Annotated in this window: 17 protein-coding genes; 10 read left to right on the top strand and 7 right to left on the bottom strand. The window is 66.5% G+C overall.

The genetic code is table 11. The features are described 5' to 3' along the window. The first annotated feature begins 67 nt into the window (after positions 1-67). The 5 genes from topA (at position 68) to proC (ending at position 6,375) form a co-directional block, all read left to right on the top strand. Positions 68-2,800: a type I DNA topoisomerase gene (gene topA / locus Q8Z05_RS03730; protein WP_305942156.1), complete on the top strand. Its 2,733-nt coding sequence runs from the start codon at positions 68-70 to the stop codon at positions 2,798-2,800. A 61-nt stretch (positions 2,801-2,861) separates the two neighbouring features. Next, complete coding sequence (locus tag Q8Z05_RS03725; RefSeq protein WP_305942155.1) at positions 2,862-3,308, top strand: SseB family protein; 447 nt, start codon at positions 2,862-2,864, stop codon at positions 3,306-3,308. 82 nt (positions 3,309-3,390) lie between these two features. Next, positions 3,391-4,425 carry a Ppx/GppA phosphatase family protein gene (locus Q8Z05_RS03720; RefSeq protein ID WP_305942154.1) on the top strand — a complete coding sequence of 345 codons (1,035 nt, stop codon included), beginning with the start codon at positions 3,391-3,393 and terminating at the stop codon, positions 4,423-4,425. Between the two features lies 1 nt (position 4,426). After that, complete coding sequence (locus tag Q8Z05_RS03715) at positions 4,427-5,263, top strand: sugar phosphate isomerase/epimerase family protein (protein WP_305942153.1); 837 nt, start codon at positions 4,427-4,429, stop codon at positions 5,261-5,263. Between the two features lie 278 nt (positions 5,264-5,541). Continuing rightward, entirely contained in the window at positions 5,542-6,375 is an 834-nt protein-coding gene (gene proC / locus Q8Z05_RS03710; RefSeq protein ID WP_305942152.1) for a pyrroline-5-carboxylate reductase, read from the top strand. A gap of 58 nt (positions 6,376-6,433) precedes the next feature. Here proC and Q8Z05_RS03705 read toward each other — a convergent pair whose 3' ends face one another. Together Q8Z05_RS03705 and Q8Z05_RS03700 are read right to left on the bottom strand one after the other, a co-directional pair. Further along, positions 6,434-7,120, bottom strand: a complete 687-nt coding sequence (locus Q8Z05_RS03705) for a potassium channel family protein (RefSeq protein ID WP_305942151.1) — start codon at positions 7,118-7,120, stop codon at positions 6,434-6,436. Beyond that, complete coding sequence (locus Q8Z05_RS03700; protein ID WP_305942150.1) at positions 7,113-8,546, bottom strand: TrkH family potassium uptake protein; 1,434 nt, start codon at positions 8,544-8,546, stop codon at positions 7,113-7,115. Before Q8Z05_RS03700 ends, Q8Z05_RS03705 begins: the two co-directional genes overlap by 8 nt. A gap of 104 nt (positions 8,547-8,650) precedes the next feature. Here Q8Z05_RS03700 and Q8Z05_RS03695 point away from each other — a divergent pair, with 104 nt between their 5' ends. Next, positions 8,651-9,874, top strand: coding sequence for an acetoin utilization protein AcuC (locus Q8Z05_RS03695; RefSeq protein WP_305942149.1), 1,224 nt, complete (start codon positions 8,651-8,653; stop codon positions 9,872-9,874). A 10-nt stretch (positions 9,875-9,884) separates the two neighbouring features. On the opposite strand, the gene Q8Z05_RS03690 is transcribed toward Q8Z05_RS03695, so the two are convergent. Beyond that, the gene (locus Q8Z05_RS03690; protein WP_305942148.1) at positions 9,885-10,430 is read right to left on the bottom strand and encodes a hypothetical protein; all 546 of its coding nucleotides are present in this window, start codon (positions 10,428-10,430) and stop codon (positions 9,885-9,887) included. A 104-nt stretch (positions 10,431-10,534) separates the two neighbouring features. Here Q8Z05_RS03690 and Q8Z05_RS03685 point away from each other — a divergent pair, with 104 nt between their 5' ends. Further along, positions 10,535-11,092, top strand: coding sequence for an ArsR/SmtB family transcription factor (locus Q8Z05_RS03685; RefSeq protein ID WP_305942147.1), 558 nt, complete (start codon positions 10,535-10,537; stop codon positions 11,090-11,092). A 30-nt stretch (positions 11,093-11,122) separates the two neighbouring features. Here the strand turns inward: Q8Z05_RS03685 and Q8Z05_RS03680 are convergent, their stop codons facing one another. Further along, complete coding sequence (locus Q8Z05_RS03680; RefSeq protein WP_305942146.1) at positions 11,123-12,499, bottom strand: alpha-hydroxy acid oxidase; 1,377 nt, start codon at positions 12,497-12,499, stop codon at positions 11,123-11,125. Positions 12,500-12,616: 117 nt separating this feature from the next. On the opposite strand from Q8Z05_RS03680, the gene Q8Z05_RS03675 reads away from it, so the two are divergent. Next, a complete protein-coding gene (locus Q8Z05_RS03675; RefSeq protein ID WP_305942145.1) occupies positions 12,617-13,324 on the top strand; it encodes a FadR/GntR family transcriptional regulator in 708 nt (235 codons plus the stop codon). An 88-nt stretch (positions 13,325-13,412) separates the two neighbouring features. On the opposite strand, the gene Q8Z05_RS03670 is transcribed toward Q8Z05_RS03675, so the two are convergent. After that, entirely contained in the window at positions 13,413-15,911 is a 2,499-nt protein-coding gene (locus Q8Z05_RS03670; RefSeq protein WP_305942144.1) for a beta-glucosidase family protein, read from the bottom strand. Next, positions 15,912-17,210, bottom strand: a complete 1,299-nt coding sequence (locus tag Q8Z05_RS03665; RefSeq protein ID WP_305942143.1) for an MFS transporter — start codon at positions 17,208-17,210, stop codon at positions 15,912-15,914. A 109-nt stretch (positions 17,211-17,319) separates the two neighbouring features. Here Q8Z05_RS03665 and Q8Z05_RS03660 point away from each other — a divergent pair, with 109 nt between their 5' ends. Continuing rightward, entirely contained in the window at positions 17,320-17,910 is a 591-nt protein-coding gene (locus tag Q8Z05_RS03660) for a TetR/AcrR family transcriptional regulator (RefSeq protein ID WP_305942142.1), read from the top strand. A gap of 90 nt (positions 17,911-18,000) precedes the next feature. Here the strand turns inward: Q8Z05_RS03660 and Q8Z05_RS03655 are convergent, their stop codons facing one another. Then, the gene (locus tag Q8Z05_RS03655) at positions 18,001-19,023 is read right to left on the bottom strand and encodes a LacI family DNA-binding transcriptional regulator (protein WP_305942141.1); all 1,023 of its coding nucleotides are present in this window, start codon (positions 19,021-19,023) and stop codon (positions 18,001-18,003) included. A 158-nt stretch (positions 19,024-19,181) separates the two neighbouring features. On the opposite strand from Q8Z05_RS03655, the gene Q8Z05_RS03650 reads away from it, so the two are divergent. Next, positions 19,182-20,660: a Gfo/Idh/MocA family protein gene (locus Q8Z05_RS03650; protein ID WP_305942140.1), complete on the top strand. Its 1,479-nt coding sequence runs from the start codon at positions 19,182-19,184 to the stop codon at positions 20,658-20,660. Positions 20,661-20,712 lie beyond the last annotated feature (52 nt).

Here is a 20,712-nt window from a genome sequence, read left to right as displayed (position 1 = left end):
CAAAATATGGTGAACTAGGCGAGTATGGGCTCATCTGCCCGAGCCAACCTTTTTCTGTAGGAGCACCGTGCCAAGCAAGGCCAAAACCGGCAAGAAACTCGTGATTGTGGAGTCTCCGGCCAAGAGCAAGACCATCGCCAAGTACCTGGGCGAGGGCTTCATCGTTGAGGCCTCCATCGGTCACATCCGTGATCTGCCGCAGCCGTCCGAGCTCCCTGCCGAACTCAAGAAAACCTCCATCGGCAAGTTCGCCGTCGACATCGAACACGACTTCAAGCCGTACTACGTTGTGTCCGCGGACAAGAAGAAGAAGGTGACCGAGCTCAAAGCGGCGCTCAAGGACGCCGACGAACTTTATCTCGCAACCGATGGGGACCGCGAGGGCGAGGCCATCGCGTGGCACCTGCTCGAAGTGCTCAAGCCCAAGGTGCCGGTGTACCGGATGACCTTCGGTGAAATCACCAAAGAAGCCATCCAGCGCGCCATGGGCAACCTGCGCGATGTTGACCAGGACCTCGTGGATGCCCAGGAAACCCGCCGCGTGCTGGACCGCCTGTACGGTTACGAAATTTCCCCGGTCCTGTGGCGCAAGGTGGCCCGCGGACTGTCCGCAGGCCGTGTCCAGTCCGTGGTCACGCGCATGGTGGTGGACCGGGAACGGGAACGCATGGCGTTCAAGGCCGCGTCCTACTGGGACCTCACCGGCCAGTTCGGCGCCGGGTCCGCATCTGCTTCTTTCAAAGCCAAACTGGCCGCCGTCGACGGCGCCAAGGTGGCCAGCGGCCGCGACTTCAACGACGACGGCGAACTCACCTCGCGCAACGTCACGCACCTGAACGAGGAACTCGCCACGTCCCTGGCGGCGGGACTGCAGACCGCGGATTTCCAGGTCCGCTCCGTCGACACGAAGCCGTACACCCGCCGTCCGGCAGCTCCGTTTACGACGTCGACGCTGCAGCAGGAAGCCGGCCGCAAGCTGCGTTTCTCGTCCAAGAGCACCATGCAGGTGGCCCAGCGCCTCTACGAAAACGGCTACATCACCTATATGCGTACGGACTCGTCCGCGCTGAGTGACGAGGCCGTCACGGCTGCCCGGCGCCAGGCCTCCGAGCTCTACGGCCCGGAATACGTGCCGCAGTCGCCCCGCGTCTACACCGGCAAGGCCGCCAACGCGCAGGAAGCCCACGAAGCCATCCGCCCCGCCGGCGACTCCTTCCGCACTCCGGCGCAGGTGGCCAAGCAGCTCTCCGGCGACGAATTCCGGCTCTACGAGCTCATCTGGAAGCGCACCGTCGCCTCCCAGATGGCAGACGCCAAGGGCTCCACTGCCACCATCCGCCTCGGTGCAACAGCGACGGACGGCAGGGACGCCGAGTTCTCCGCTTCGGGTACTGTGATCACCTTCCCCGGCTTCCTTGCCGCCTACGAAGAAGGCAAGGACGAAAGCCGCGGGGACGACGACTCCGAGGAAGCCCGCCGCCTGCCCAACGTGGCCAAGGGCGACTCCCTCACCGCGGCGGACATCATCGCCGTTGGCCACGAGACCTCCCCGCCGCCGCGCTACACCGAAGCCTCCCTGACGGCCGAGCTGGAAAAGAAGGGCATCGGACGCCCGTCCACCTATGCCTCCACCATCTCCACCATCCAGGACCGCGGCTACGTGCGTAAGCAGGGCTCCGCGCTGGTTCCGAGCTGGATCGCGTTCTCGGTGATCAGGCTGCTGGAACAGCACTTCCATGACTACGTGGACTACGAGTTCACGGCTGACATGGAAGGTGACCTGGACAAGATCGCGAACGGCCAGGCCGTGGGCGCGGCCTGGCTCAAGCACTTCTATTACGGCGAGGATTCCGATCCGGGCCTGTTGAGCATCGTGAACAACCTTGGCGAAATCGATGCCAAGGAAATCAACTCCGTGCCGATCGCTGAGGGCATCACCCTGAGGGTCGGCAAGTTCGGCCCGTACCTGGAAAGCTCCGTCCCGACGGTTGATCCGAAGACCGGTGAAGTTGTTGAGTCCGCCCGCGCCAACGTTCCTGAGGACCTTGCGCCGGACGAGCTGACGCCGGCCAAGGCCCTTGAGCTGATGGAAACGGCTGCGCCCGAGGAACGTGTGCTCGGTGAGGACCCGCACACCGGTCATACGGTCGTGGCCAAGAACGGCCGCTACGGCGCTTACGTCACGGAAATCATTCCGGAGATGACCGACGAACAGCTGGCCAACCAGCCCGTGGAGTACTACAAGAACGGCAAGCCGAAGCCTCCGAAGAAGCCCGTCAAAGCCAAGCCGCGCACTGGTTCGCTGTTCGCCTCGATGAGCGTGGATTCGGTCACCCTTGACGAGGCGATGCAGCTGATGAGCCTGCCGCGCGTGCTCGGCGAGGACGCCGAAGGCAACGTCATCACGGTGCAGAACGGCCGCTTCGGCCCGTACCTGAAGAAGGGCACGGACTCCCGCTCCATCGGCTCCGAAGAGGAAATCTTCACGATCACGCTGGAGCAGGCACTGGAGATCTACTCGCAGCCCAAGCAGCGCGGAGCCCGTGCCGCCGTCCCGCCGCTCGCCGAGTTCGGCCCGGACCCGGTATCGGAGAAAAACATCGTGGTGAAGGAAGGCCGGTTCGGTCCTTACATCACCGACGGCATCACCAACATCACTGTTCCGCGCTCCACTTCGCTGGAGGAACTGACCAGGGAACAGGCCGTGGAACTCCTGGCGGAAAAGCGAGCCAAGGGACCGGCCAAGCGTCCCGCGGCGCGCAAGGCCCCTGCGAAGAAGAAAGCCGTCGCCAAGAAGTAGTAGTGTCCCCCGGATGGTGAAGGAATTGCGCGCCGCGGGTGCAACGTGATCGAGTAGATACATGACTGAACAGCCTGCACCCGCGGAAATCCAGCCCCTGAACGACCTCGAAGAGAAGCTCGCCACTGGTGACCAGCCGGATGCCAACCCGGTGGACGTCATCCTGTCGTTCCTCAACAACGAGGTCTACATCATCAGCTCCGACGCGCTTGAGGGTGAAGACGCGCAGGTGGAGCCACTGGTGCTCTCCAACGCCGAAGGCAAGCCCGTGCTGGCCGTGTTCTCGCACCCGAGCCGCGTGGACCAGCAGTTCCTCGACGCAGCCCCCAACGTGCTGGGGACCCAGGGAGCCGCAATCATCGGCAACCTTGGTGATGAGCTGGGCATGGTGATCAACCCCGGCAGCGCCTTCGGCTTCGAAATCGATCCCGAAGGCGTGGCCAACATCCGGCGCGACTTCAAGCGCGCGGACCAGCCCTCGGAAGACTCCGCAGCTCCGGCTGAGTAGTTGCCGGCGGGATCCCGACTCGAACCGGCAAGCCGCCGACGCAGTTTGCGCCGGCGGCTTGCTGTCGGTGAATAATGGCAGAATGCGTCTAGGCGTCCTCGACATCGGTTCAAACACTGTCCACCTGCTCCTGGTTGATGCGCACCCCGGCGCACGGCCGGTGCCTTTCGCCTCGCACAAACGCCCGCTCTCACTGGTGCAGTTCCTCGACGCCGAGGGAAACATCAACGAGGCCGGCCAGCACGAACTCATCGAATTCGTCCTGGAAGCGTGGGAGTTCGCGGCCAAACACAAAGCCCAGGACCTTCTGGCCTTCTGCACCTCCGCCATCAGGGAAGCCACCAACGGCCCGGCGGTGCTGGCCCGGGTCAAGCACGAAACCACGGTGACGCTCCAGGAACTCACCGGCAGCGAAGAAGCGTCCATGACGTTCTTTGCCGTCCGCCGCTGGTATGGCTGGGGAGCCGGACCCATCCTGAACCTCGATATCGGCGGCGGCTCGTTCGAAATGGCGTTGGGCCAGGACGAGCTGCCGGAACTCGCGACGTCCGTGCCGCTCGGCGCCAGCCGCCTCACCCGCGACTGGCTGCACGAGGATCCGCCCACGGCCAAGAGCGTGAAGGAACTCCGGCGCTACATCCGCGCCACCCTCAAACCTGCCGTCCGAAGCTTCAACGAGCTCGGCCGGGCAAACGTGGTGGCGGGGACGTCCAAGACCTTCCGTTCGCTGGCCCGCATCGCCGGGGCAGCACCGAGCGCGGCCGGACCATACGTCAAGCGCGAACTCGGCGCCACGGACCTTGGCCTCTGGGCGCAGCGGATCTCCGCCATGAAGACCGAGGACCGGCTGCACCTCCCCGGCGTTTCCGAGGCCCGCGCGAACCAGCTCCTTGCCGGAGCGCTCGTGGCCGAGGCGGCTCTGGAACTCTTTGAATTCAAGAAGGTCAAGATCTGCCCATGGGCGCTGCGGGAAGGACTGATCCTCCGCAGGCTGGACCAGCTGATCTTTGAAGGGCCGCTGGAACCGGCGCACCACGTCGTGCTGCCGCCGGTTGAGGCGGGCACGTCCGCCCCTGCCGCGGCCCCAGCGGTCCTTTCCGGCGGGAAGGCTGACTGAGATGAGTCCCGGCGTCGAACGTTCCCCTGAAGAAGACCGGGTGATTCCGGTCGCGCTGTCCAGCGCGTCCGTGTACCCGCTGACCGTGCATGATGCTTTCGCCGTGGCGCAGGACCTTGGCTTTGACGGCGTGGAAGTGATGGTCACCAACAACACCACCAGCCAGAGCCCGCACTCCCTCCTTGAACTCAGCCACCGTTACCGGCAGCCCATCGTCTCCATCCATGCACCCACGCTGCTGCTGACGCAGAAGGTGTGGGGATCGGCATGGAACAAGATCGAGATGTCCTGCCGGATGGCCCGGGAGGTGGGCTGCGGCACCGTGGTGGTCCATCCGCCGTTCCGCTGGCAGAACAACTACGCGGAGAACTTTCCCGCCGGCATCCGGCAGCTCGCCGACATGTACCAGGTCCGGATCGCCGTCGAAAACATGTACCCGTGGCGCGTGCGGGGCCGGGAGACGGTCGCGTACCTGCCGCACTGGGACCCCGTGGGCCAGGATTACGACGACGTCACCTGGGACTTCTCGCACGCCGCCACCGCGGGGGCCAACAGCGTTGAAGCGATCAAGGCCCTCGGCAGCAAGCTCAGGCACATCCACCTCACGGACGGGTCGGGCTCGGGCAGGGACGAGCACCTTATTCCCGGCCGCGGCAACCAGGGCTGCGCGGAAGCGCTTCAGCACCTGGCAAGGAGCGGATTCGACGGCGTGGTGGTGGCGGAAATTTCCACCCGACGGGCGAGGTTTGCGGGAGAGCGCGAACAGTGGCTCAACGAAACGCTGGAGTTCGCGCGCCAGCACCTGAGCCATCCGCTGGTCGGCGCGCGGGACGCCTGAAACCGTTCGGAGAAGCGCCGTTAAACGAGAAAGCACCGGCGGCCGTGGCAGGAAAATGGGGGAAACCTGCGTCAGACCACCGGTGCCGGGCAAACATCCCCATGCTTGCCTCATCACTCGCACCCTCAATGAGGTAATAACTACGTTAGGGGCCCACTTTGTGAAGAAGCTGCGGCGAACATGTGAGCCAGCTGTGAATGGAGGCCCTCCGCCGCAGTTGAGGTCCGGACTGTAAGCCCCGCGTGCGGCAACGCGCGCCGAACTGCAATGATGGACCCATGAGCAACCGAATCGCATTCCTTGGCTGTGGATCCATGAACGAGGCCGTCATGACCGGCATGCTGGAGGCCGGAACAGACCCGGCGGACGTCGTGGCCACGGTCCGGCGCGCGGAGCGTGCTGCCGAACTCGCACAGCGGCACCCCGGCATTACGGCCATCGCCGGGGAAGAGGAGCCGGAAAACAACAAGCAGGCGGCCACCGGCTCGGACGTCGTGATTCTCGGGGTCAAGCCCGTAGGCATTGCCGACCTCGCGCGGGAGATCAGCGGTTCCCTTTCCCCGAAAGCCATCGTGATCAGCGTGGCCGCCGCGGTGTCCATCGCCCAGCTGGAAGCCGCGCTGCCGGCCGGGCAGCCGGTGATCCGCTCCATGCCGAACACTCCCGCCAAACTGGGGCGCGGCGTCGTGTCCGTCTCACCGGGAACCAACTGCTCGGCAGAACAGCTGCAGCTGGCCAAAGACATCCTCAAGGGCGCCGGAACTGTGGTGGAGGTGCCCGAGGAACAGGTCGATGCGCTCTCGGCCATCAGCGGTTCGGGTCCGGCCTACGCGTTCTACCTGGCCGAAGCGATGGCGGCTGCCGGCGTGGAGCTCGGCCTGGATCCTGACTTGTCGCTGCTGCTGGCGCGCGAAACCGTGGCGGGAGCCGGCCTGATGCTGACCGAACCGGGCGCCGACCCCGCTGCCCTGCGCAAGGCTGTGACCAGCCCGAACGGCACCACTGAACGCGCCATTGCCACCTTCGACGAACGCGGACTTCCTGCGATCATCGCCGAGGGCGCCCGGGCCGCTGCCGCCCGCGCCGCCGAAATCACCAAGCAACTCGCCTGACCGCCGGGACGGCGGCCACGCTCCGCGCCGCACCAACTCCGGGGGTTAGGGGCCAGGGCTACGGGCGGGCGGCGAACCGTTCCAGCAGGTCAACGTGGCCGGACACGATCAGCATGTCCCGCGAGGACACTTTGGTTTCCGGACGGGCGTAAGTGAAGTCCTCGCCGGGTGACTTCACGCCGACGATGGTCACGCCGTACTTGGAGCGGACCTTGGACTCGTCCAGGGTGAAGCCCACGGTTTCCCGCGGCGGATACATCTTCACGATCGCGTAGTCGTCGTCGAACTCGATGAAGTCCAGCATGCGTCCGGACACCAGGTGCGCGGCCCTGACGCCGGCGTCGGCCTCCGGATAGATCACGTGGTTGGCGCCGATCCGGGTCAGGATCTTGCCATGTGACGGTGTGATCGCCTTGACCCAGAGGTGCTGGATCCCGAGGTCCACGAGGTTCACGGTGATCAGCACCGACGACTCGATGGACGTGCCAACCCCCACCACGGCCGAGCTGAACTCCTGCGCGCCGAGCTGCCGCAGGGCGTCGATGTTCGTGGCGTCGGCCTCCACGACATGGGTGAGCACCGGGGCCCATTTCTGCACCAGGTTGCGGTCGCGTTCGATCGCTAGGACCTCGCGTCCCTGCTTGACCAGCTGTTCGGCGGTGGATGAGCCAAAGCGGCCCAGCCCGATCACCAGCACGGGGGCATTGTGGGCGGGGCGATTTACGGCGCCTGAGGAATCAGCCAATGATGGGCCTCTCTTCCGGGTAGTGGTACAGCTGGCTGCGCTGGCGCAACGCCAGCGCAGCGGCAAGGGTCACGGTGCCCACGCGTCCGGCGAACATCAGCGCGGACAGGACATAAACGCCCGACGGCGGCAGCTCGGCACTGAGGTTCGTGCTGAGGCCCACGGTGGCGAAGGCTGAGATGGTTTCGAAGAGCACCCGGTCCAGGGACGCCCCGCTGATGTGCAGGAGCAGGAAGGCTGAAACGGAAACGAGGGTGGCGCCCGCGACGATCACCGAGATGGCCACCCGCATGGTTCCCTGTGGAATGGTGCGCCCGTAGACCTTCACATCGGAGTCGCCGCGGGCCTCCGCCGCGATGGCCAGGAACATGACGGCGATGGTGGTCACTTTGATGCCGCCGGCCGTGGAGGCTGAACCGCCGCCGGCGAACATGAGGGCGTCAGTGAGGAGCATGGTGGTGGATTCCATGTGGTTCTGGTCCACCAGGTTGAAGCCGCCGGACCGGGTCATTACGGAGGCGAAGAGGGAGTGCGTAATTTTGTCGCCCACGTCCATGGAACCGATGGTCCGCACGTTTTCCCATTCCATCAGCCCCCACAGCACGGTCCCGGCCGCCAGGAGGATGAACGACACCTGGATGGTCAGCTTGGTGTGCAGGTTCCATTTCTTCCAGTTCAGCCCGTTCTGCTGCAGCACCATCACCACAGGAAACCCCAGGCTGCCCAGGAAGACTCCGAGCATCAGCGGGACCAGGATCCAGAGATCGGTCTCGTAGGGGACGATGCCGTCCGAGTGCGGTGTGAATCCCGCGTTGTTGAAGGACGAGATGGAATAAAAGACGCCGTGCCATACCGACTGGCCGAAGCTCTCGCCGAGCGTCAGGAAGCGGGGGATCAGTACGACGGCGAGGGCTGCCTCAATGACCACGGAGGTGGTGATGACGATCCGCAGCAGGGTACCCACTTCGCCAAGGCGGCCGGCGTTGTTCATGGCTTCCTGGGCAATGAGCTTGCCACGCACACCGAGCTTCTTGCTGACCATCAGCGCCAGCAGCGAGGCGAGGGTCAGCGTGCCCAGGCCGCCGACGAAAATGCCCACCAGGATGACCAGCTGGCCAAAGAAGGACCAGTGCACGGCGGTGGACACCACGGTGAGGCCGGTGACGCAGACGGCGGACACCGCCGTGAACAGGGCCTGGTGCAGGGGCGTGAAATCGCCGGTGGCCGAGGACGCCGGCAGGGAAAGGAGCAGGGTAAAGACAACGATGACGACGCCGAACGCCGTCAGTGCCAGCCGCGCCGGCGAGGTGTTGGCGATGTTGTCGATAAAGTCGCGGATACCCGTGAAAATCCACAGGCCCTCACGCTCGGGCATGCCGGGGTGCCAGTTTGCCGGGCTCTTGGACCTCGGCTGGCTTTGCGTCATGTGCGGCTTATCCTCGGTTGAAACTGCTTCCTTCAGTAGTAAACCACTATTTTCCGCGCGGTGACGGGGAAATGGGGCTGCCCGTCTCAGGTAGCCTGTCCTTGATGACATTCGTGCCCGGACTCGCTCAGCCCGCACTGCCAACGATGGTGGTGTGGGACATGGCCATGACCGCCTACAACTTCGGCCACGGGCACCCGATGGCGCCGGAACGCATGGAACTTACCGCCCGCCTGGCCCGGAGCCTGGGCCTGTTTGACCTGGGGCACGTGACCGTGGCCGCCCCGGAAGTGGCCAGTGATGATGAACTGTCCACTGTCCACAGCCCCGAATTCGTGGCGGCGGTCCGGCGCGTCAGCTCAAACCCGGAGGTACCCGACCTTGAACGGGGCCTGGGCACTGAGGACGACCCCGCCTTTGCCGGCATGCACGAGGCCAGTGCGAGGCTGGCTGGCGGTTCGTTGATGGCAGCCGGCGCGATCCTGGACGGCAGTGCCGTCCGGGCGGTCAATTTCGGCGGCGGCATGCATCACGCGGCACGGGAACGGGCCAGCGGGTTTTGTATTTACAACGACGCTGCCCTGGCCATCCAGAAACTGCTCGACGGCGGTGTGCAGCGTGTGGCATATATCGACGTTGACGCCCACCACGGCGACGGGACGCAGAGCATCTTCTGGGATGATCCTCGCGTCCTCACCATTTCCCTGCACGAGACCGGCCTGACGCTGTTCCCCGGGACAGGTTTCGCCAACGAGATCGGCGGCCCCAATGCCCAGGGCAGCGCGGTCAACGTGGCGCTGCCGGCAGGAACGGGCGACGCCGGCTGGCTGCGGGCGTTCCATGCCGTGGTGCCGCAACTGATCGGCGCCTTCGAACCCGAGGTGATTGTGAGCCAGCACGGCTGCGACTCGCACCGGCTGGATCCCCTGACACACCTCAACATCAGTGTGGACGGCCAGCGCGAGGCGGCCACCGCCGTCGGGAATCTGGCTGCGCGCTACTGCGGCGACAGGTGGATTGCCACTGGCGGCGGGGGCTACAACGTGATCAGTGTGGTGCCGCGCTCCTGGAGCCACCTGATTGCCATCGCGGCCGGCAGGCCGGTTCCGCTTCGCACGCCGGTCCCCGGGGATTGGCGGCAGTACGTCCAGGACAAGTACGGGGCCATCTACGGGGTCTCGGCGCCGGAGTTCATGGGCGACGACGTGGACGTGTGGTGGCGCTCGTGGGAAGTGGGCTTCGATCCCAACGACGAGGTGGACCGCACGGTGATGGCCACCCGCAAGGAAGTGTTTCCGCTGTACGGACTGGATCCCTGGTTCGACTAAGTGCGACCATTCAACTGAGCGGTTTCTCCGTCTGGAAGACCACCCCCGCGGCGCCGATCAGCCAGCCCAGCAGGGACAGCGCAAAGGCGCCGATCAGGTCTGTGGACGCGGTTCCTTTCACCAGCCAGAGCAGCAGGACCAGCAGCCCCACCGCAAGGTACACCACCACTGCGGCCACAATCCGGCCGGACAGGCGGGCAGTGACCTCGGCCGGGTTGAAGGCAACGTTTGCGTCCGCATCGCCCGGGGCGAGGTCGCGGCGGACTTCTTCATCGCGGCGGACCTCCGCAATGGTGAACCCCAGCGCCGATGCCGTCAGCGAGCTCAATGACGTCGCCAGGACACCCGCCGCAGTGACCAGGGCTCCGTTCAGCGGGGGAGCGGCCGTCCGGCCGTCGGGCACCCAGAACCCGACGCGCAGCAGCACGGAGCCCCAGACCGCCACAAACAAGCCCAAAAACACAAAAGCGATGATGTTGAACAGCTGCTGGCGCAGGAAATCCATGGCCACCCACCCCTCATGTTCGAGCGGCCGCAGCCGGACAGCCCGGGGCAACCGTGAGTCCGTTGTAGCACCGGGGCACTGGCGGGGCAATGGCCTCCGGGAGCGGGGCGAAATAGTGGATGCCATCCGGCGTATATGTCGCTAGGGTGGATCTCATGGTGACAGACGACGTATTTGCCGTCATTGCTGAGGCAACCCGGCGTGACATTCTGGTATCCCTCCGCTCGGGGGACAAAGCGGTGGGGGAGCTGGTTGAGGAACTGGACGCCAGCCAGCCCACCATTTCCAAGCATTTGAAGGTGCTGCGCGAGGCCGACCTTGTCAGCATGCGCGCCCAGGGCCAGAAGCGCTACTACGCGCTGAACCCCAAGCCGCTGGCCGGCGTCGCCAGCTGGCTGGAGACGTTCGACGTCGGGCCGCGGGCCGCCGTCGTCAGCTCTCCGGCAGCGCAGATCCTGGAGGAAAAAACGCAACCGGCGGGGGAAACGGCGGCGCCGTCACCGGTGCCGGCTGCTGCCGGCACAGCCCGCCCGGCCGCCGCGGCGGTGTCGGGCGTCTCGGAAGGCGGCCAGCTGAGCCCCGCCGTCGCGATCCCCGTGGCCACGGCCGGGGATGACACCGTCCCGCAGCAGATCGGCCGCACCGTGGGCCGGGCCGCAACCAAAGCCGCCGACCTCATCGCGAACCTGCCGAAGTTCGGCCGCAAGAAGTAGCCCGGCGGGGCTGACGAAAGCGGAGCCGGCCTACTTACCGAGGATCCGCACGTGGTCCGGGGTCAGCTCGGACAGTTTGCTGACGCCCAGCAGCGCCATGGTGCGCGTCATGTCCTTTTCCAGGATCTGGAGGGCGCGGTCCACGCCGGCGCGGCCGCCGGCCATGAGGCCGTACAGGTAGGCGCGGCCAATCAGCGTGAAGTCGGCGCCCAGGGCAAGCGCGGCGATGATGTCCGCACCGCTCATGATGCCGGTGTCCAGCATGATCGCGGCGTCGGAGTTGTCCTTGGTGAACGCTTCCTTGACGCCGGGCAGCAGGTGGAACGGGATGGGGGCACGGTCCAGCTGGCGTCCGCCGTGGTTGGAGAGCACCACGCCGTCGGCACCGTGGTCCACCACTTTGCGGGCGTCGTCGACTGTCTGGATGCCCTTGACCACCAGCTTGCCCTTCCAGGTTTCGCGCAGCCAGTCCAGGTCCTCGAAGGTCAGCGTGGGGTCGAACATGGAGTTGATCAGGTCCGCCACCGTGCCGGTGTAGCGGGACAGCGACGCGAACGTCAGCGGCTCGTGGGTAAGGAAGTTGAACCACCACGCCGGGCGGTAGGACGCGTCAAGCACGGTCTTCAGCGTCAGCGCCGGCGGGATGGTCATGCCGTTGCGGACGTCGCGGAGGCGGGCACCGGCGACGGCGGTGTCCACCGTGACCATCAGGGTGTCGTTCCCGGCCTTGGCGGCGCGTTCGATGAGTTCGAGGGAACGGTCGCGGTCCGTCCACAGGTACAGCTGGAACCAGTTCCGGCCGTTCGGTGCGGCCTCGGCGACGTCCTCGATGGATGCCGTGCCCATGGTGGAAAGCGTGTAGGGAATGCCTGCCGCCTCAGCCGCCTGCGAGCCGGCGTATTCGCCTTCGGACTGCATCATCCGGGTGAAGCCGGTGGGGGCGATGCCGACGGGCAGGCGGGACGGCTTGCCCAGGATGTCAGTGCTCAGGTCGATACTCGAGACATTCCGGAGGATGCCCGGACGGAACTCGATGTCCAGGAAGGCCTCGCGGGCACGGCGCAGCGTAATCTCGGCTTCCGCTGCGCCGTCGGTGTAGTCGAAGGGCGCCTGCGGGGTGCGGCGCTTGGCCATGTCCCGCAGTTCCCAGATGGTGCTGGCGCGCTGGAGTTTCGCGGCGCGGTTGAACTCGGGCTTCTTGAACTGCATCAGCGGAGCCAGGTCCGAGTATTTCGGCACACGGCGCTTGAGCGCGGCCGGGACCGCGGCTGCGGCCCGGTTCACGGCGCCCGTCAGTGAGGTGCCGGCGGGCTCGCTGCCGGCAGGTGCGCCCGCAGCAGCCGGTACGTCCCTTGCTTCCGGTGCCGGGGTGGCCTCGGGGTTGCTGGGCTGGATGGTGTGCGTCATTGCGGCCTCCGCGGCGTAGGTCTGGAGTGGCTCCGGACAGTCTGGCTGACTGCCCCGGGGTGTGGTCTAACCACACTCTAGAGGATGTGGTCCAACCACATCAAGTACCATTGGCCCATGCGAACCCATCAATTGGTCCTGCAGTGGATCGAGAACCAGCTCTCCAGCGGCCAGCTGGCCCTGGGCGGCCGGCTGCCGGCGGAGCGGACGCTGGCCGAACAGCTGCAGGTCTCGCGCACCTCGGTCCGTGAAGCAATCCGGGTCCTGGAGGCCATGGGGGTTGTGCGCGCCGGGGTGGGCTCCGGTCCCGAGGCGGGCACCGTGGTCATTGCCGATCCGACGGCTGCCCTCGGCTCGGCGCTGCGCCTCCATGTGGCCACCTCGCACCTGCCGGTTGCGGACATTGTGCAGACCCGCGTCCTGCTCGAATCCTGGGCCGTTGCCCGCGCCCGCACGGACTCCCCGGCCCTGGCAGAGGCCGCCGCGCTTCTGGAAAAGATGGAGGCGTGCCCGGACACCGACGAATTCCTTGCCCTCGACGTCCGCTTCCACCTCGCCCTCGCCGAAGCCGCGGGGAACGCGGTGGTCAGTGCCATGATGGGCTCCCTGCGCGAGGCGATCCAAAGCTACGCCGGCAAACTCACGGCAAACCTTCCTGACTGGGACGCCACCGCCGCCCGGCTCCGCGCCGAACACCGCGACATCCTCGCGGCCATCAACAAGCACGACGGCGGCAGGGCGGCCGACCTCGTGGCAGCCCACATCGAGGGGTACTACAAAGAAGCCGGGCTGGGCCCGATGGATTCGGACCCAGCCCGGCAGTAGCCCTGGAGTTTTTGTCCAGATAACGGGCCGAAGGTGCGTTTATCTCGCGTTAGCTGGACAAAAACTCGGTGGGGAGGGGTGGAGGTGACTAGCGCAGTTCGATCTCCAGCACCTGGAAGTCGTCGGCCGCGTGCCGGCCCACCAGCAGGCGGTAGGCGCCCTGCTCAAACCTCCAGCCGCCGTCGTAATGTCCGAACGCCTTCGCCGGAATGCGCACTTCAACGCTGTCCGTTCCGCCCGGCGCAAGGTGCGTTCCGGCGTAGCCGGCGAGCCAGCGGACCGGCCGCTCCACTGCGCTGTCGGCACGGTCGAGGTACACCTGGACCACTTCGCGGCCCGTGCGCGTGCCGGTGTTCCGGACCGGAACGTGCATCACAACGTCCTGCCCGGCCGGCACCGACCGGGGAGCGTGGGCGGTGCCCAGCTCGAACGTGGTGTAGCCCAGGCCGAAGCCGAACGGGAGCGCCGGGGCAGCCCCGCCGGCAGCTTCCTGCTTGAGCCACGCCTTGTAGCCCATGTGGACTCCCTCGGAGTAGACCACCTTGCCGTCGACCGGCGTGGTATTCAGGACCGGGACATCCTCCAGGGCTGCCGGCCACGTGGTGGGCAGGCGTCCGCCGGGCTCCTCGGCGCCCAACAGGATGTCGGCGATGGCGGTGCCGAATTCCTGGCCGCCGAACCAGCCCAGCAGGACGGCGCCCACCTTGTCCAGCCACGGCATGAGCACGGGAGAGCCGGAGTTGACCACCACCACCGTGCGCGGATTCACTGCGGCCACGGCCTCGACCAGCTGGTTCTGCCGGCCGGGAAGATCCAGGTCCTTGCGGTCGAAGCCCTCGGACTCGATGGCCGCATTGGTGCCCACCACCACGACTGCCACGTCGGCGGTCCGGGCGGCTTCCACGGCGGCGTCGATCTCCGCCTGCGGATCGGCCACCACGGTCTCTTCACCGAGCAGGATGGCGGTGAACGGGATGACCTGTTCCTTCGGCAGCTGGTACTCGGCCTCGATCCGCACGCTCTGGCCGGCCGTGGTCTCGATGGCGTGGACGGTCTTGGGCGGATCGAACAGGGCCGCGCCGAGGACGTCCGTATCGTCCTCCAGCTCGCTGTTGAAGACGTCGGCGCCGTCAAGCGTGAGCCTGATCTGCCCCACCGTCCCGACGCCGAGGTGGTGGACACCTGCCGTTTCGGCGGTCCAGTCCGCTTCCATGCGAATGGAGGCAGCGCCGTCGGGAATTCCAATGCCGAACCAGATCAGGTGCGTTGCCAGGCGGTCCTCACCGGAGATCTCCGTGCCGTCCGCGGCAAGGAACGTGACGCGGATTCCCGGGACGCCGGAGACCGGGTTGCGCAGCGAGGTGCGGGGGAAAGGCTGGAGGCCCTCTGCCACCTTGGCGCCCCGGACATAGGTGACCTTGACGTCGCCGGGCAGTGCCCTCCGCAGTCCCTGCAGCGGCGAGACAGTGTACTTCGGCATCACGGTGGCGCTGCCGCCGCCCTGGGTCCGTGCCTCCTCGGCGTTGTGGCCGATCACCGCCACGCTGCCGAGCTTCGAGGCGTCCAGCGGCAGGATGCCGCCCTCGTTGCGGACCAGCACCGCGCCGCGCACAGCCACTTCACGGGCGACGGCGGCACCGTTCAGCTGCGCGGGAAGCTCCGTTACGGCGGGCGTGAACCCCTCGAGCGAACCGACGCGGGCGGCCAGCCGCAGGATGCGGGTCACCTTTTCCAGGATGGCGGCCCGGCTGACCCGCCCGTCCTCGACGGCGGCCAGCAACTTGGGTCCCCAGTGGCCCACCGGTCCCGGCATTTCCAGGTCCTGGTGCGCGTTGGCCGCATCCACGGACCGGACGCCGGTCCAGTCAGAGACCACGACGCCGTCGAAACCCCATTCCGTGGACAGCGGAGTTTCGAGGAGCTTGTTTTCGCTCGCTGTGGTGCCGTTGATGGAGTTGTAGGAGCTCATCACCAGCCACGCGCGGGCCTCCGTGATGGCGTCCTCGAAGGCGGCCAGGTAGAGCTCGCGCAGCGGACGTTCGTCCACCACCGAGTCCGCCGTGAACCGGTCCGTCTCGGCCTCGTTGGCCAGGTAGTGCTTGGGGGTGGCGCCGACGCCCATGGACTGCACGCCGGCAACGTACCCGGCGGCCATGGTTGCAGTGAGCCGCGGATCCTCGCTCATGCATTCAAAGTGGCGGCCGCCCAGCGGGGAACGGTGCAGGTTGATGGTGGGGCCGAGGACGGCGTGGACGCCCTTGCGGCGCGCCTCCTGGCCCAGCACCTGGCCGTAGCGGCGCGCCGTTTCCACGCTCCAGGTGGCGGACAGGGCGGACGACGACGGCAGGGAGACGGAGTCGTGACGCTCATCGAAGTCTTCGCCGCGGACGCCGGACGGCCCGTCCGACATCACCACGCGGTTCAGCCCGATCTCGGGGATGGCGTGGGTGGCCCAGACGTCTGCGCCGGTCAGCAGCTGGACCTGCTGCTCGAGGGTCAGGCTGTTCGCGAGTTCGCGGATCCGTGCCTCGGCATCCGGGTTGGCCGAAGCAGGGGCCAGGACGGCGGGCGAGAGGGCGGAATTCATTTACTTGACTCCTTTGATGCGGGTGACGAGGATGGCTCCGACGATGCCGACAACTGCGCCGCCGAGGAAAAGCGTGGGGTAGCCGCCGAAGGTGATCACCGGGAACGCGACAGCGGGGACCAGCGACTGCGGGAGGGCCTGGGCGATGTTGAAGACGCCGAAAGTCTTGGCGTTTTCGCTCTGGGTGCCGGGCAGGAGGTCGGCGATGAGGGCGACGTCCACGGCGCTGAAGCAGCCCAGCCCCAGGCCGGCGATCGCCTGGCCTACCAGGACCTGGCCGGTGGTGGAGCTGGTGGCGATAACGACCAGGCCCGCCATCATGATCAGGGCGGAGAGGATCACCATGCCCTTGCGCTTGCCGATGCGGTCGCTGATCCAGCCGCCGAGGAGGCTGGTGGCCACGGTGCCTGCGGCACTGACGAGCGTTGCCTGGAATACCAGGCTGGTGACTTCGCTTTCGGCGACGTGCAGGTGGTCCGTGAAGAAGTACGGCAGGTAGAGCAGCCCGGCGCAGTAGCCGATGTAGACCATGAACTTGGTGAGCCAGGCCCAGCCCAGCCCCGGGTGGATGCGCGGGTTGAAGTAGAACGAACCCAGGATTTCCTTCAGGTTCAGCGGGGCGGGCTTTTCCGTCAGCACGCGGTCCTTGAAGGTGAAGGCGAACGCGATGGCCACAGCGGTGCCCACGACACCGGGCACGACGGCCATCTGCAGCGCGTTATCGAAGAGCTGCGCGAAGAAGGCAGCAGCGACCAGGCCGATGGGAAGGGTCATGCCGATCAGGCCGGACAGGCGCCCGCGCTCAGCCGGGGCGGCCTGGTCCGGAAGTGTTGCCACCAGGGCCGCAAGGGCGGCGTTGAACCCGAGCTGGGCAATGACCCAGGCAACCAGCACGGTGGCTACATCCGCGGCGGATCCCAGCAGGAACAGGGAGGCCAGCCCCACAAGGGAACCGCCCACGATCCAGGGCTTGCGCATTCCGAACCGTGACGTGGTGCGGTCGCTGAGCCGGCCGAAGAGCGGGTTTGCGAGCAGGGCCACCAGGGCGCCGACGCCCGCAACGAGGCTCAGTGCGCCGGCCCGGGTGTCCGGCGTCGTGATTTCGGAAACCTTGATGGCCAGTACCACCAGGGCGGGTGCGAGCACGGCCATCCAGAGGCCAGCGCTGGCGATCGGCATGCCGATGACGTAGGCGCGGGATGCCTTGGCGGGCGCCGGGGGCGAAGGGGTGGTGCTGATGAGTGGCGTTCCGCTGGCCGGAGAAGCAGCGGAATCCTGGGAAATGGTCTTGACGGCCACATTGCCTCCTGACGAAAAGTGACCCTCCGTTGGGTCCTGACAATGATGGTAGCGATAAAAACCGAGTGTGACTAGATTTTCGCGGAAAAAAGTGAAATACACTGACTCAATGTCAACGTCGAAGCCACGCGGCCAGTACGCCAAGGGAGCGGAGCGCCGCGAACAGATCATCCAGACGGCCACCGATGTTTTTGCCACGGAAGGCTTCGAGGGGACGGCGCTCAAGCGCGTAGCCGAGCTGGTGGGGGTCAAGGAAGCTACCCTGTTCCACTACTTCCGGGGCAAGCAGGAGCTCCTGACGGCGGTCCTGGCGGAGCGGGACCGGCGCAGCCTGGCCGACAGTGACCAGGAGGACGTGGGCCTTCGGCTGTTGGCGCCGATCGCCGAGCGTAACCGCAAAGAGCCGGGTCTCACCACGCTCTATGCCGTGGCTTCGGCGACGGCGAATGATCCCGGGCACGATTCCCACCCGTATTTCCAGGAACGCTACGCCCAGGTGGTGGCGGAGCTGGCCGAGGACATTGGCCGGCGCCAGCGCGCCGGCGAAGTGCGCACGGACGTATCCGCCACGATGCTGGCCCGGCTGGTGGTGGCGACCTTCGACGGCCTGCAGCTGCAGTGGCTCTATGACAAGAGCGTCGATATGGCCGACGGCCTGACGCAGCTCGTCGACGTCCTGCTCGCTCCGCCCGCAGCCTAAGCGGACCCGGCGGAGAGTTTTTGTCCAGATAATGGCTCCAAAACGGGTCCCAAGTGCCATTATCTGGACAAAAACTCTCCCGAGGAGGGGTTAGGGCTTCGCCGGTCCCGTGCTGCCGCGGGCTTCGAGCCGCGGCTGGAACACGGTAGGTCCTTCGGCTGTTGCGTCGGAAGTGACGTTGCGGATCTGGTCCCGCATCCGGTGCCACGCCTGCTGGCCCAGTTCGGTGATCGGAACCGCCGCCGTGGTGAGCGTGGGGGTGGTGTAGCGGGCAAAGGGAATATCGTCGAAGCCGGTCACGGAGATATCCTCCGGGACGCTGACGCCGCGTTCGTGGAGCCCGCTCAGCAAGCCCATGGCCACGAGGTCGTTGAAGGCCAGGATGCCCGTGGCCCCGCTGCCAACGACCGCATCCACTGACTGGTGCCCCGCCTCGAAAGTGGAGCCGCCGTCGAGCATTTGCAGCTCGATCCCAGGGTGGGCCCTGGTGAACTTTTCCAGCCCGGCGAGGCGCAGGCCGTTCGATGCGCTGCGGGCCGGGCCGGCCAGGAACGCGAGCCGGGTGTGGCCCAGGCCCACGAGGTGCTCCGCCAGTTCCTGGATGCCCTGGCCGTAATCCACCATGAGGCTGGGCGTGTGCGTGTCCACGGTGGTGCGGTTGATCAGCACCATGGGCTGGAGCGACGGCGCCAGCTCCTCCAGTTCGGCGTCGGCCATGCGCGGCGCGCACAGCACCAGGCCGTCGCAGCGGCGGCGTGCCTCGCCGGCAAGGATGGCTTCCTCGCTGGACACTTCGGAGGAATCGGCGATCAGGACGCGGTAGCCATCCTGGGCGGCCGCCATGCTGAGGCCGCGGAGGATGGCCTGGAACGTGGGGTTGGAGAGGTCCGGCACCACAATCCCGATGGTGTCCGTCTTGCCCAGCGCCAGGCTGCGGCCCACCGGGTTCGGCTGGTAATTCAGCTCCGTGGCTGCAGCCCGGACCCTGGCGGCGATCGCGGGGTCGACCGTGAAGTTGCCGTTCATGACACGCGAAACGGTCGCATGCGAAACGCCGGCCTTGAGGGCGACATCGGCAATGCCGATTCGCCTGGTGGTGGCTCTCCTGCCCATGTGGCCCCTTTCCGGGCTTCTCCGATGGTTGACGTGACCGCCAGAGTCTTGATACAAAGCTTATAACGCTCCGAGAAAACGCTTTCTCATAATTCTCCCCGCACCACTACCGGCCGTCAAGCGGCCAGCGTTCCTGCCTTCGAAAGGGTTACACCGCAATGGGCAACACAGCCAACACCGTCACTCCGGGCAGCGCCGTCACGACCGCCGTCACAACCGCCGGCAGCGCCGTCGCAGCCGATGACAAAGCCGCCGGCACAGCCGCCAGCCCGGTCCGCTCCGCCGCCAGCCCGGTCCGCAAGGCGCGGATCGTCCTGATCGGCACGGGCGGCCGTTCCGAAATGTATATCCGGGCCATTCTGGGCGAGCACTCGGACGCCGCCGAACTGGTGGCCTTCTCCGACGTCAACCCCGGCCGGGTGGAGTTCTACCAGAAGCTCATTCAGGAACTCGGCGCTCCCGGCCCCGTGGCGTCCTTCGATCCCGCCGACCTCACCGCCTTCATCAGGGACAACGACATTGACCGGGTGGTGGTGACCACCCCCGACTACACGCACGCCGACTACATCGTGGAAGGGCTGGAGGCCGGAGCGGACGTCGTCGTCGAAAAGCCGCTCACCATCGACGCCGAGGGCTGCCGCCGGATCACCAGGGCCGTCGCGGAAACGGACCGGAACGTGGTGGTCACCTTCAACTACCGCTACTCGCCACGCAACAGCGCCCTGAAGGAAATCATCCAGAGCGGCGTGATCGGCAAGGTCACTTCGATCGATTTCAGCTGGGTCCTGGACACCGTCCACGGAGCCGACTACTTCCGCCGCTGGCACCGCGAAAAGAAGAACTCCGGCGGCCTGCTGATCCACAAGGCATCCCACCACTTCGACCTGGTCAATTGGTGGATCGACGACGTCCCGGAGCGGGTCTTCGCATCCGGCGGACTGAAGTTCTACGGGGACAGGAACGCCGCCGAACGAGGCCTCGGCCCCCGCCCGGAGCGGGGAACCGTGGACACGGAAGTCCGGGATCCCTTCGCACTGGACCTGCGCGAAGACGAGCGGCTCAAGGCGCTCTTCCTCGATAACGAGCACTTCGACGGCTACCGCCGCGACCAGGATGTGTTCACGGCCGGCATCACCATCGAGGACAACCTGGCACTCGTGGTGGAGTACTCCGGCGGTCCGCGCCTGAGCTACTCCCTGAACGCCCACAGCCCGTGGGAAGGCTACCGCGTGGCAGTCAACGGCACCGAAGGCCGGGCGGAACTCGAAGTGGTGGAACGCGCGGCTGTGGTGCACAGCACCGACAAGAAGACCGTGGTGGACCCGTCGGCCACGCCGGTCGAGGAAGACGACGCGGTCCGCCGCAATGGCGAGCGCCTGGTGGTCCAGCGGCACTGGGAGGCGGCCTACGAGGTTCCGATCGTCAACGGCGAGGGCGGCCACGGCGGCGGCGACGCGCTGCTCCTGTCCGATCTCTTCAACGGCCCCGGCGACGACCCCCTGGGACGGCCCTCCGGCTACCTGGACGGACTTCGCTCCGTTTCGGTGGGCATCGCGGGCAACGCGTCCCTGGAATCCGGGCTCCCGGTCCGCACCGCGGACCTGGAGCTCGGCGCCGACCTCCGCCGCGGCGCCTAGCCTGCGTCAGACAACCCGGCGTCCGACAATCCAGGCGTCCGACAACCTAAAG

This window comes from Arthrobacter oryzae (assembly GCF_030718995.1).
Classification (GTDB): domain Bacteria; phylum Actinomycetota; class Actinomycetes; order Actinomycetales; family Micrococcaceae; genus Arthrobacter; species Arthrobacter oryzae_C.
This window is presented reverse-complemented; position numbering and strand designations above follow the sequence as displayed.